This window comes from Corallococcus caeni, assembly GCF_036245865.1.
GTDB classification, from domain to species: Bacteria; Myxococcota; Myxococcia; order Myxococcales; family Myxococcaceae; genus Corallococcus; species Corallococcus caeni.
In genome coordinates this window covers 672,173-685,366 of record NZ_BTTW01000002.1, presented here as the reverse complement: position 1 = coordinate 685,366, position 13,194 = coordinate 672,173, and the positions used below count along the sequence as shown (strand labels likewise).

At 67.9% G+C, this 13,194-nt stretch carries 5 protein-coding genes; 2 read left to right on the top strand and 3 right to left on the bottom strand.

Annotated features, from left to right (window positions below):
- The first annotated feature begins 164 nt into the window (after positions 1-164).
- Complete coding sequence (locus AABA78_RS10925; protein WP_338262903.1) at positions 165-617, top strand: nucleotidyl transferase family protein; 453 nt, start codon at positions 165-167, stop codon at positions 615-617.
- 4 nt (positions 618-621) lie between these two features.
- Positions 622-1,548 (top strand): type VI immunity family protein, encoded by a 927-nt coding sequence (locus AABA78_RS10920; RefSeq protein WP_338262902.1) that lies wholly within the window; start codon positions 622-624, stop codon positions 1,546-1,548.
- Here the strand turns inward: AABA78_RS10920 and AABA78_RS10915 are convergent.
- The 3 genes from AABA78_RS10915 to AABA78_RS10905 all read right to left on the bottom strand — a co-directional run bounded on the left by AABA78_RS10915 (position 1,545) and on the right by AABA78_RS10905 (position 13,094).
- Positions 1,545-3,470 carry a sulfatase-like hydrolase/transferase gene (locus tag AABA78_RS10915; RefSeq protein ID WP_338262900.1) on the bottom strand — a complete coding sequence of 642 codons (1,926 nt, stop codon included), beginning with the start codon at positions 3,468-3,470 and terminating at the stop codon, positions 1,545-1,547. The two genes, AABA78_RS10920 and AABA78_RS10915, sit on opposite strands and share 4 nt — an antisense overlap.
- A 115-nt stretch (positions 3,471-3,585) precedes the next feature.
- Complete coding sequence (locus tag AABA78_RS10910) at positions 3,586-5,559, bottom strand: hybrid sensor histidine kinase/response regulator (protein ID WP_338262899.1); 1,974 nt, start codon at positions 5,557-5,559, stop codon at positions 3,586-3,588.
- A gap of 119 nt (positions 5,560-5,678) precedes the next feature.
- Positions 5,679-13,094, bottom strand: a complete 7,416-nt coding sequence (locus AABA78_RS10905; protein ID WP_338262898.1) for a HAMP domain-containing protein — start codon at positions 13,092-13,094, stop codon at positions 5,679-5,681.
- Positions 13,095-13,194: the final 100 nt, after the last annotated feature.

The window sequence follows — 13,194 nt, the reverse complement described above, 5'->3', positions numbered from 1 at the left end:
CCCCTGCTCCGGGCCATTCCACCGGCCGTGCTCGCGTTGATGCAGGAGAACCACGATGCGGATGAGCTCGAGAAGCAGCTCGCCGCGTGTGCCGTGCAGGCCGAGCAGGTGGGAAACGCGCGCTACTTCCAGGACCGGCCCCGACGCGGCAGGAGTGCGCCGAGGTGGTGGAGACGGACCGCTGCGGCAAGCCCGTCACCCGGGCCATGCAACTCGGTAAGCGGAAGCACGTGCTCGCCCTGGCATGCGCGGAGCAGGTGCTGAAGGAGCTGTGGCCCGCGCCCTTCAGCATCGAGCAGCGCTACCGCTACTACCCGAACGCCCGGATGGTGGAGACAGTCAGCCGGAAGGAGGAAGCACGACTCATCGCCGAAGGCTGCACCGAGGAACTTCGGGGCACCCTCAAGCCGGACCTCGTGCTTCACGGCGACCGCAACCTGTTGAAGGCTGCGCTCACCCTCGACTTCAAGTTCCCCTGCCCTGATAGCAATCTCCCGCACTGGACGCGTTACGGCCGGGGCAGCCCCTACGAAGACATGTCTCAGAAAACCCTCTATCAGGACGCGCTGGGGGGACAGGCCCTGCTCGTTTCGCCCCGCAGAGGAATCGAGAGGTGACGCCATGACAAAGGACTACCCAGTCATCCGCCTGTGGTCGAGAGGCGAGCCCCCCGTTCCCACAGCCCGCGATGGCGTCGTCCTCCGCTTCTTCATCCAGCGTGAGCACAAGGAGGTCGCGCTGAAGGTGTGGCGTGCGTTGCAGCGCTATCGTCAGACCATTCCCCCTGGCTCGCTGGGTTGGTACGGAGCGGACGATGGCGACATCCTGGAACTCGACGACAGAGGCTGGGAGGTCGCTCGCCAGCAGATGATCGAGCGCCCCTCGGACTACAGCGGCAGTGCGCTGCTGATGGAAAGCCCAGGAGGAGGAGAGGTCTCCAGCGGCTACATCTTCGAATACGAAGGCTGGTCCAGCGACAATCCCTTCGGCAAGGCGCCCTTCGTCTCGGTATCATTCACGTTTCCCACCGAACTCCTCCAGGAGAACGGAGCCGCCTCGTTTCGCGTCCTGGCACTGGAGCTGGCTGAAGATCTGCCCTTCAGCTTCGGCTACGCCAGCTTCGCCATCATTTCTCCGGGAAGCCACTGGAGCGCCTCCAGAGGAGAGCTGATCGAAGCCCTCCTCCTCCGATACCCGGGCATGGACCTTCACAACATCGAGGACTTCGGCTCCATCCTCGGAACCCAAGCCCTCAGCCCCGCCTGGCTCACGTTCCTGGGCCAGCCCTTACTGGGACAGATGGGCGGCATCGACGCGCTCCGGAACGCGCTCCCCTTCCCGAAGGTCTCTGTGCTCCCCATGGACGGTGACCGCGTCCTCGTCACCCTGGATGAATGGCCAGACCCTATCGACACGCAGGCGAAGGCCATTCCCCCACAGTACCGCGCACTGGCCCGCCTGATGGAGCCCTTCCTCTTCCAGTACGAAGGGGAGGACCTACCCCTCGACAGGCGCGACACGAACCGGTGGCTCCGCCGGTTCCTCTAACCCTGCGGCCACGGCGACAGCTTCTCCACCTCGTACCGCTCCAGCAGCGCATGCGTCGCTCGCGCGGCCTCCTCCACCTCCACGCGCGACAGCCCTCGCGGCAGGGACTCAATCAGCGTCGGGAACGGCTGGTCGAAGACGAGCAGGTTGTCCATCTCCAGCGGATCCGTCTCCAGGTCATACAGCTCCCACTGGTCCGCGTGCTCCCCGGACGGGTCGAACGTCCTCGCCAGCTTCCAGCGGGGCGTGCGCACGCAGCGGACGTGGTTGGGCTGGCACACCGCGCCCTGCTTCAAGCCGGGCACCTTGCCCTGCTCGCGCAGCCGCGCCACCGCGCGCGTGTAGACGGCGAACAGCGCGTCGTCGTGCACCTGGTGCGGGTCTCCCGTGCGCGGCAGGGGCTCCGTGATTTCGTCGTCCGTCACGAAGAGCACGCCCTCGCGCGGCGTGCCGTTGGGCTCCAGCACCGTGGTCGCCTCGCCCCTCGCCAGCGGGCTCAGGTCCGCGCCCACGAACGGCGGCACCGGACGGTGCAGCCGCAGGTCCGTGCGGATCGCCGCCTGCTCCTCCCGGCTGATTCCCGCCAACCCCAGCACCGTGGGCACGATGTCCGCGTGGCTCGTCAGCGCGTCGATGTACCGCGTCGCCTGCTCCTGCGGGAACTGCACCACCAGCGGCACGTGCAGCGCCTCCTGGTAGGACGCGTGCCACTTCTCCATCAGGTAGCCGTGCGCCGCGCCGTACTCGCCGTGGTCGGAGAGGAACACCACCATCGTGTTCTCCCGCAGCCCCGTCTCGTCCAGCGTCCGCAGCACCCGCGCGATGTGCCCGTCCACCAGGTGGATGAGCCACGCGTAGTACTGCTGGAAGCGCTCCGCCGCCTTGTCCGGGTCGTGCGTCAGCTGGAACGGGATGCCCGAGTTCAACGTCACCGTCACCGGGTCGATGTTCTCGTTCGCCTGGTGCAGCGTCAGCCCCGTCTTCGACGACAGCGCGAGCCCCATCTTGTACGCGTAGTCCCGCTGGCAGTCCGGCTTGTTCTTCAGCGTGTCGCGCAGGTTCGTCGGCACGCCCGCGTTGTCCTGCGGGAACCCCAGCGGGTTCAGCGGCACCGTGAACGTCCCCGCCGTGGGCGTCACCGACCGCGCCCCCTGCGCCGGCACCGTCAGCGGCCCCACCTTGGGCCCGTTCGGATCCAACTGCCGCGGCAGGATGGGATACGTCGCGATGTCGTGCGGGTTGGTGAACGACGCCACCGCCAGCCACGGCTGAGCCTCATCACTCGGCGCGGCGGCCCGGGGCGCCGCGTAGGACTGCTCCCCGAGCGCCCGGTTGTACGGCTCACCCAGCGCCATCCGCCTCAGGAAGCCGCACGTCAGGTCCGCGAAGCCCTCGTCGCGGAACGCGCCCAGGTTGTTGATGGAGGCCCCGTGCGGCTCCGGATACGACAGCTCCCAGTCGTCGAAGCCGTACTGCTTCAACGAGTGGTCCGGCGGATTGCTCACGTGCCACTTGCCGAAGTAGTGCGTGTGGTAGCCCGCCTTCTGGAACCAGTGCCCCAGCGTCGGAATCCCCTGCGCCGACAGCCACGGGAAGGCCGCCGCGTCGCCGCTCTTGAACAGGCCGTCCGTCTGCGTGACGCCCGTGCGCGTGCCGTACTGCCCCGTGTAGATGACCGCGCGGCTGGGCGTGCACGCCGACGCCGCGATGGTGTGGTTGCGGAACACCGCCGCGTTCTTCCGCAGCGCCTCGAAGCCGGGGAAGAACTTCCGGAACGGGTTGTCCTCCCCGCCCTCCTCCACGAAGCCCAGGATGTCCTTGATGGCGGGCAGGAAGCCGCCCTCCGGCCCATAGGCGAAGCGGGGGAACTGGAGCTGGTCGACCGTGAGGATGAGGATGTTGGGGCGCGAGGACGAGGGCATGGCCCCAGGCAGAGCACGGCCCATACCAACGCCCCTTCCCCCTGGCCCCTGCCGCCTCACCCCGCGCGCGGCGTCCCGGGGGGACGCAGGCCGCGTCCCCACCCGACGCGCACGTTCAGCTCGGGGTGCGCGAGATTTCCGTCGGCGTCGCCGCCTGGGCCTCGGTGCGCCGCGGCAGCCAGACGTTGAAGGTGGAGCCCTGGCCGGCGGTGCCCGTGGACTCGGCCCAGATGCGGCCGCCGTGCTGCTCCACGATGCCCTGGCTGATGGTGAGCCCCAGCCCCAGCCCGCCGTACTTGCTGCCGTGCGCGCGGCCGAAGCGCTCGAAGATGATGCGCTGCTTCTCGCTGGGGATGCCCACGCCCTGGTCCTTCACGGACAGGTGCACGCCGCTGTCGCCCTCCGCCACCAGGCGCACCAGCACCTGGCCGCCCTCCGGCGAGTAGCGGATGGCGTTGGACAGCAGGTTCGTCAGCACCTGGTCCAACCGCCCGCGGTCCCACGTGCCCTCCAGCCGCTCGGGGACCTCCACCTTCAGCTCGTGCGTCTGCGACAGCACCGCCATGCGGTCCCGCGTCTCCAGCACCAGCTGCGACAAATCAAACGGCTCCAGCTCCAGCGACAGCCGGCCCGCCTGCAGGCGGCTGATGTCCAGCAGGTCCTCCACCAGCTTCGCCATGCGGTCGATCTGCCGGTTGATGATCTGCAGCGACTTGCCGGGGCCCGCCTCCGTCTGGCCGCCCAGCTTGAGCAGCGCCAGGTGCGCGTGGCCCTTCGCCGCGGCCAGCGGCGTGCGCAGCTCGTGGCTCGCGGCGGCGAGGAACGCGTCCTTCGCCTCGCTCGCCAGCCGCAGCGCCGTCTCCGCGCGCTGACGCTCCGTGATGTCGCGCGCCACGGAGATGAAGCGGCCGGAGCCCTCGCCTTCCGCCACGTACTGGAGCACCACCTCCACCGGCACCTCCGTGCCGTCGCGGCGGCGGTGGTTGGTGGAGTACGTCTGCGACGGCAGCGTGCCGGACATGAGCGGCGCCAGCAGCTTGCGGAAGCCCGTCTCGTCGAAGGCGCTCTCCACCTCCAGCACCGACAGGCCCACCAGCTCCTCCACCGTGGCGGACAGCTGCTTGGCCGCGCCCGCGTTCGCGTACGCGAGCGTGAGCGTGTCCGGGGTGAACATCAGGACGCAGTCCAGCGTGGCGTCCAGCGTCGTCTTGAAGCGCGCCAGCGCCTCCTCGGCGCGCCGCTTGTCGTCGATGTCCGTGGCGATGGCCAGCCAGCCCACCAGCGCCCCGTGCTCGTCGTGCTCCGGCACCGCGCGCGCCAGGTGCCAGCGGTAGACGCCGTCCTTGCGCCGCAGCCGGAACTCCTCCGTGCTGTTCTGCAGCTGCACCACCGCGTCCGCCCACACCGTGCGCATCCGCTCGCGGTCCGCCGGGTGCACGTCCTGGAGGAAGGAGGAGAGCGACAGCTCATACCCTTCCTGGTGGCCGGTGTAGTCGCGCCAGGCCCGGTTGGCGTACGTCAGCGACCCATCCGCACGGGCCGCCCACATGGGCTCCGGCAGGGCCTCCGTGAGCCGGCGGTAGCGCAGCGCGCTCTGGCGCTCCAGGGCCTCGCGGTCGCGCTGGCGCAGCAGGGTGGCCTGGCGCTGGAGCTGCTGCTCCTTGAGGAACAGGTCCACGAAGACGCTGACCTTCGAGCGGAGGATTTCCGGGTCGAAGGGCTTGAGCAGGTAGTCCACCGCGCCGTGCGCGTACCCCTTGAAGACATGCGCCGCGTCACGGCTGAGCGCGGTGAGGAAGATGATGGGGATGGTGCGCGTGCGCTCGCGCTGCTTGATGAGCGCCGCCGTCTGGAACCCGTCCAGGCCCGGCATCTGCACGTCCATCAGGATGACCGCGAAGTCGCGCTGCAACAGCTGCTTGAGCGCCTCCTCGCCGCTGGTCGCCTTCACCAGGTCCTGGCCCAACGGCTCGAGGATGGCTTCCAGCGCCAGCAGGTTGGCCGGATGGTCGTCCACCATCAGGATGGCCGCGCGCGGCGAGGCGGCGGCTTCCTGGGGACGTTCCGGAGTGTGCTCAGTGGAGTTCATGTGCGCGGTGGGTGAGCGCGTGGGTCAGGTGACCCGAGACACGGCGGACAAGGCTAGGGCTGCCCCCTTCCAGACGGAAGTGCAAAGGGGGCAGGAGGATGGATCGTCCTCGTTGAGTATCAAGCACTCACCCACAACCGGACCAATTCCAACAGCTTGTCGGTGTCCACCGGCTTGGGCAGGTAGTCACTCGCGCCGGCGGCCATGCACTTCTCGCGGTCGTCCTTCAGCGCCTTCGCGGTGACGGCGATGATGGGCAGGCTGGCGTACTTGGCGTCCTTGCGGATGGCACGCATGGTTTCATAGCCATCCATCTCCGGCATCATCACGTCCATCAGCACGACGTCCACGTCGGGGTGCTGGCCGAGCATCTCGATGGCGGCCCGCCCGTTCTCCGCGAAGACGACCTGCATGCTGTGATTTTCCAGCACGCTGGTGAGCGCGAAGATGTTGCGCATGTCGTCATCCACCAGGAGCACCTTCTTGCCCGCCAGCGGAGCGTCCTGGTCGTTGCGCTGCGCCAGGGCCGCGCGCGCGCGCGCCGGGAGGTTCTCGTCCAGGCGGTGCAGGAAGAGCGCCGTGTCGCTGAGCAGCTGGTCCGGGCTCTTCGCGCCGCTCTTCAGGATGACGCTGCCGGTGTAGCGGCGCAGCCGGGCCTCGTCCTTGGGCGTCAATTCACGGCCGGTGTAGACGACGATGGGCAGGTCGCGGAAGCGCTGCTGCGTCTTTACCTCCTCCACCAGCTTGATGCCGTCCATGTCGGGCAACAGGAGGTCGATGACGAGGCAGTCGTACTCGTTCTCCTCCAGCTTCTGGAGGGCCTCCGCGCCGGACGCCACCGGGGTGACGACGACGTCGCCGCCGTCGCTGAGCAGCTGGGTGAGGCTGCTGCGCTGCACGTCGTCGTCTTCAATGACGAGCAGGCGGCGCTCCCGGCGCTCCAGGAAGCGCGACAGCTGGCCGAAGACGCGCTCCAGGCCCTCCTTGCTCACGGGCTTGGTGAGGTAGCCGAACGCGCCCTGGGTGTTGCCCAGGTGCTTGTCCATCACGCTGATGATGTGGACGGGGATGTGGCGCGTGCGCGGGTTGCGCTTGAGGCGGTCCAGCACGCTCCAGCCATCCACCACGGGCAGCTGGATGTCCAGGGTGATGGCGTCCGGCTGGTACTCGTGCGCCATGGACAGGCCGCTGTCGCCGCGCGTGGCGACCAGGGCCTTGAAGCCCTTCTCGCGCGCCATCTGCACCATGATGCGGGCGAACTTCAGGTCGTCCTCGATGATGAGCAGCGTGCGGTCACCCTCGCGGATGAGCTCGCGGTCGTCCTCCACCACGACGGGCGTGTGGGAGCCCTCCACCTGCGGAGGCAACGCGGCATCCAGCACGTGGGCCTGCGGCTCCGACACCAGGGGCGACGGCGCGAGGGGCGGCGGCGTGGCGGTGCCGGACGAGGCCGGGGGCAGGTGCGATTCCGGCAGGGCCCCCAGCGCGCGGCCAGCCGAGTCACTGCCCTGCGCGCCGTCCTCGTCCGCGCCCTGGTACTCCGGGGGCAGGTAGAGGGTGAAGGTGCTGCCCTTGCCCGGCTCGCTCTCCAGGCGGATTTCGCCGCCCAGCAGCTTGGCGATTTCACGGCTGATGGACAGGCCCAGGCCCGTGCCGCCGTACTTGCGCGCGGTGGAGCCGTCCGCCTGCTGGAACGCCTCGAAGATGATGCGCTGCTTGTCCTTGGCGATGCCGATGCCGGTGTCCTTCACGGCGAAGGCCAGCACGTGGCGCGAGCGGCGCAGCGCCTCGTGGTCGAAGCGCATGCCCTTGTCCGCCAGGCGCACGGTGAGCTTCACGCCGCCGTCGTCGGTGAACTTGAAGGCGTTGGAGAGCAGGTTCTTGAGCACCTGCTGCAGCCGCTGCGGATCCGTGCGCACGTGGCGCGGCGTTCCGGCCAGCACCTCCACCTGGAAGGTGAGGCCCTTCTGGTCCGCCACCGGGCGGAAGCTGCGCTCGATGAACTGGTTGAGCTCCGTGAGGACGATGTCCCGGGGCTCCACCTGCATCTTGCCCGCCTCCACCTTGGACAGGTCGAGGATCTCGTTGATGAGGCTGAGCAGGTCCCCGCCGGACGCGTAGATGGTGTTGGCGTACTCGACCTGCTTGTTGGACAGGTTCCCGTCCTTGTTGTCGGACAGGAGCTTGGCCAGGATGAGCAGCGAGTTGAGCGGCGTGCGCAGCTCGTGGCTCATGTTGGCCAGGAACTCGCTCTTGTACTTGGAGATGATGGTGAGCTGCTCCGCCTTCTCCTCCAGGCTGACGCGCGCCAGCTCCACCTCGCGGTTCTTCTCCTCCACGCGGGTGTTCTGGTCCGCCAGCTCCTTCGCCTTGTCCTCCAGCTCGATGTTGGTGCGCTTGAGCTCGTCCTGCTGCTGGGTCAGCTCGCGCGACTGGCTCTGGAGCTCCTGGGTCAGGCGCTGCGACTCGGAGAGCAGCGTCTCCGTGCGCATGTTCGCCATGATCATGTTGAGCACCACGCCGATGCTCTCCGTCAGCTGATCCAGGAAGATTTGATGGATGGCGCTGAACGGGTGGAACGAGGCCAGCTCGATGACCGCCTTCACCTCGCCCTCGAAGAGGACGGGCAGGACGATGATGTTGAGCGGCGCGGACTCGCCCAGGCCGGAGGAGATGGTGATGTAGTCCGACGGCACGCGCGTGAGGAGGATGGTCTTCTTCTCCAGCGCGCACTGGCCGACGAGCCCCTCACCCAGCCGGAAGCGGTTCGCCAGGTGCTTGCGCTCCCGGTACGCGTAGGTGCTGGTGAGCTTGAGGGACGGGATGCCGCCCTCGGGGTCGGAGAGGAAGAAGGCGCCGTGGTGCGCGGACACCAGCGGGGTCAGCTCGCTCATGATGAGGCGGCTGACGGCGTCCAGGGACTTCTGGCCCTGCATCATGCCGCTGAACTTCGCCAGGTTCGTCTTGAGCCAGTCCTGCTCCTGGTTCTTCTGCGTCGTTTCACGCAGGTTGACGATCATCTGGTTGATGTTGTCCTTCAGCGCCGCGACCTCGCCTTCGGCGACGACCGTGATGCTGCGGGTCAGGTCGCCCTTGGTCACGGCGGTGGCCACGTCGGAGATGGCGCGCAGCTGGCTGGTGAGCGTACCGGCCAGCTGGTTCACGTTGTCCGTCAGCTGCCGCCACGTGCCGCGCGCACCGGGCACGCGGGCCTGGCCGCCCAGCTTTCCTTCGATACCCACCTCGCGGGCCACCGTGGAGACCTGCTCCGCGAAGGTGCCCAGCGTGTCGGTCATGTTGTTGATGGTGTCCGCGAGCGCCGCCACTTCGCCCTTCGCGTCCACGATGAGCTTCTGGGTCAGGTCGCCGTTGGCCACCGCCGTCACCACGCGCACGATGCCGCGCACCTGGGTGGTGAGGTTGGACGCCATGAAGTTCACGTTGTCCGTGAGGTCCTTCCACGTGCCGGCCACACCGGGCACGCGGGCCTGGCCGCCCAGCTTCCCTTCCACGCCCACCTCGCGGGCCACCGTGGAGACCTGCTCCGCGAAGATGCCCAGCGTGTCGGTCATGTTGTTGATGGTCTCCGCCAGGGCGGCCACTTCGCCCTTCGCGTCCACCACCAGCTTCTGCTTGAGGTCGCCGTTGGCGACCGCGGTCACCACCTTCACGATGCCGCGCACCTGCGTCGTGAGGTTGCGGGCCATGAAGTTCACGTTGTCCGTGAGGTCCTTCCACGTGCCGGACACGCCCTTCACTTCCGCCTGACCGCCCAGCTTTCCTTCCGCGCCCACCTCTCGGGCCACGCGGGTCACTTCGGAGGCGAAGCTGTTGAGCTGGTCCACCATCGTGTTGATGGTGTTCTTCAGCTCCAGGATTTCGCCCTTCGCGTCGACGGTGATCTTCTTGGACAGGTCGCCGTTCGCGACCGCCGTCGTCACCAGCGCGATGTTGCGCACCTGGCTGGTGAGGTTGGACGCCATGCTGTTCACGTTGTCCGTGAGGTCCTTCCACGTACCGGCGACGCCAGGCACCGCGGCCTGACCACCCAGCTTGCCGTCCGTACCCACTTCCTTCGCGACGCGGGTCACTTCGGAAGCGAAGGCGCGGAGCTGGTCCACCATCGTGTTGATGGTGCTCTTGAGCTCCAGGATCTCGCCCTTCGCCTCCACGGAGATCTTCTGCGACAGGTCGCCGTAGGCCACCGCCGTGGTCACCTTGGCGATGTTGCGCACCTGGTCCGTGAGGTTCGCGGCGAGGACGTTCACGTTGTCCGTGAGGTCCTTCCACACGCCCGCGACACCGGGCACCGCGGCCTGGCCGCCCAGCTTGCCCTCCGTACCCACTTCCTTGCCGACGCGCGTGACTTCGGACGCGAACGCGCGGAGCTGGTCCACCATCGTGTTGATGGTGTTCTTCAGCTCCAGCACCTCGCCCTTCACGCTCACGGTGATCTTCTGGGACAGGTCGCCGTTCGCGACCGCCGTCGTCACCTTGGCGATGTTGCGCACCTGGTCCGTCAGGTTGCCGGCGAGGACGTTCACGTTGTCCGTGAGGTCCTTCCACACGCCGGACACGCCCTTCACGTCCGCCTGACCGCCCAGCTTGCCTTCCGTACCGACTTCCTTCGCGACGCGCGTCACTTCGGCGGCGAACGCGCGGAGCTGGTCCACCATCGTGTTGATGGTGCTCTTGAGCTCCAGCACCTCGCCCTTCGCGTCGACGGTGATCTTCTTGGACAGGTCGCCGTTCGCGACAGCCGTCGTGACCTCCGCGATGTTTCGCACCTGGGCCGTGAGGTTGTTGGCCAGCAGGTTCACGTTGTTCGTGAGGTCCTTCCACGTACCGGCCACACCCGGCACTTCGGCCTGGGCGCCCAGCTTGCCCTCCACGCCCACCGTGCGCGCGACGTCCGTCACCTGCTGCGCGAAGACGGACAGCGTCTGGGTCATCGCGTTGATGGTGTCCGCGAGCGCGGCGATCTCACCCTTGGCTTCCATCACCAGCTTCTGGGACAGGTCGCCGTCGGCCACCGCCGTCACCACCTTGACGATGCCGCGCACCTGGGTGGTGAGGTTGAAGGCCATGCTGTTCACGTTGTCCGTGAGGTCCTTCCACACGCCGGACACGCCCTTCACGTCGGCCTGACCGCCCAGCTTGCCGTCCGTGCCCACTTCCTTCGCGACGCGCGTCACTTCGGCGGCGAACGCGCGGAGCTGGTCCACCATCGTGTTGATGGTGCTCTTGAGCTCCAGCACCTCGCCCTTCGCATCGACCGTGATCTTGCGGGACAGGTCGCCCTTCGCGACCGCCGTCGTGACCTCGGCGATGTTACGGACCTGGTCCGTGAGGTTGTTCGCCAGGAGGTTCACGTTGTTCGTGAGGTCCTTCCAGGTGCCCGCGACGCCCGGCACCACGGCCTGGGCGCCCAGCTTGCCTTCCACGCCCACCGTGCGCGCGACGTCCGTCACCTGCTGCGCGAAGATGGAGAGCGTCTGGGTCATCGCGTTGATGGTGTCCGCGAGCTCCGCCACCTCGCCCTTGGCCTCCATCTTCAGGCGCTGGGTGAGGTCGCCGTTGGCGACCGCGGTCACGACCTTGGCGATGCCGCGCACCTGCGTGGTGAGGTTGGACGCCATGAAGTTCACGTTGTCCGTAAGGTCCTTCCACGTACCGGACACGCCCTTCACTTCCGCCTGACCGCCCAGCTTGCCGTGCGTACCCACCTCGCGCGCGACGCGGGTCACTTCGGAGGCGAAGCTGTTGAGCTGATCCACCATCGTGTTGATGGTGTTCTTCAGCTCCAGGATTTCGCCGCGCGCGTCGACGGTGATCTTCTTGGACAGGTCACCGGTGGCCACCGCCGTCGTCACCAGGGCGATGTTGCGCACCTGGGTGGTGAGGTTGGACGCCATGCTGTTCACGTTGTCCGTGAGGTCCTTCCACGTGCCGCCGACGCCGGGCACCGCGGCCTGACCACCCAGCTTGCCGTCCGTACCCACTTCCTTCGCGACGCGGGTCACTTCGGCGGCGAACGCGCGGAGCTGGTCCACCATCGTGTTGATGGTGCTCTTGAGCTCCAGCACCTCGCCCTTCACGTCCACGGTGATCTTCCGCGACAGGTCGCCATTGGCGACGGCGGTGGAGACCTCCGCGATGTTGCGCACCTGGCTGGTGAGGTTGGACGCCATCAGGTTCACGTTGTCCGTGAGGTCCTTCCACGTCCCCGCGGCGCCGGGCACCTGGGCCTGGGCGCCCAGCTTGCCCTCGACGCCCACCGTGCGCGCGACGCTGGTCACCTGCTGCGCGAACACGTTGAGCGTGTCCGTCATGTTGTTCAGCGTGGCGCCCAGCGCGGCGATCTCACCCTGCGACGGCACCATCAGCTTCTGGGTGAGGTCGCCGTTGGCGACCGCCGTCACCACCTTCACGATGCCGCGCACCTGCGTCGTGAGGTTGGACGCCATGAAGTTCACGTTGTCCGTGAGGTCCTTCCACGTGCCGGACACGCCGGACACCGCGGCCTGACCGCCCAGCTTTCCTTCCGTACCCACTTCGCGCGCGACGCGCGTCACTTCGGAGGCGAAGCTGTTGAGCTGGTCCACCATCGTGTTGATGGTGCTCTTCAGTTCGAGGACCTCGCCCTTCACGTCCACCGTGATCTTGCGGGACAGGTCACCGCGGGCCACCGCCGTGGTGACCTCCGCGATGTTTCGCACCTGCGCGGTGAGGTTGCCGGCGAGGACGTTCACGTTGTCCGTGAGGTCCTTCCACACGCCGGACACGCCCTTCACGTCGGCCTGGCCACCCAGCTTGCCTTCGGTGCCGACCTCCTTCGCGACGCGCGTCACTTCGGCGGCGAAGCTGTTGAGCTGATCCACCATCGCGTTCACGGTGGTGCCGATGCGGAGGAACTCGCCCTTCACGGGCTGGCCGTCGATCTCCAGCGCCATCTTCTGGGTGAGGTCGCCTTCGGCCACCGCCACCAGCACGCGGGCGACTTCCGTGGTGGGCTGCACCAGGTCGCCGATGAGGGCGTTGATGGACTGGACGCTGGTGGCCCAGTCGCCACGCACGTCACCGAGCGTCACGCGCTCGCCCATGCGGCCCTCGCGGCCGACGACGCGCTCCACACGGACGATCTCGTGGGTGAGCGTGGAGTTGAGCGTCACCACCGCGTTGAACGCGCGGGCGATCTCATCCATCACCACGTCCTGCGCGCCCGAAGGCAGCCGCACGGAGAAGTCACCGCCCTGCACGGCCCGGAGCGCCGCCAGCAGCTGCTGGAGCGGAGGCGGGCCACCGGGGCGCAGACCGTCATCCGCCGCCTGACGGCTGTTGCCGTTGCGTCCGCGAGCAGGAGCGCGGCGGGTGGGCGCGGGCTCGGCGGCGTTGCTCAGCCGGTTGGCCGCCACGTTGGCGGAGGAGCGGCCCCCTGGCAGGCCAGCGTCCTGACTTGCTGCGGTCCCTGCAGTCTTGCGCCCGTTGGCGCGCTTGCGGGGAGCGGAGGAGCTGGAAACCTTGGTGTCGTCCACGTGTGAGACCCCTGATCGGCGAATGCGTTGCGGCTGGTACTGGGAAACCGGCCCGCGATCCCAGGAACGTCCAATGAGTTCGCGGGTTTGTCGAATGTTA

Coding starts and splice junctions, on each gene's coding strand:
- AABA78_RS10920 (WP_338262902.1), top strand. CDS start 622: ATGACAAAGGACTACCCAGTCATCCGCCTGTGGTCGAGAGGCGAGCCC.
- AABA78_RS10915 (WP_338262900.1), bottom strand. CDS start 3,470: ATGCCCTCGTCCTCGCGCCCCAACATCCTCATCCTCACGGTCGACCAG.
- AABA78_RS10910 (WP_338262899.1), bottom strand. CDS start 5,559: ATGAACTCCACTGAGCACACTCCGGAACGTCCCCAGGAAGCCGCCGCC.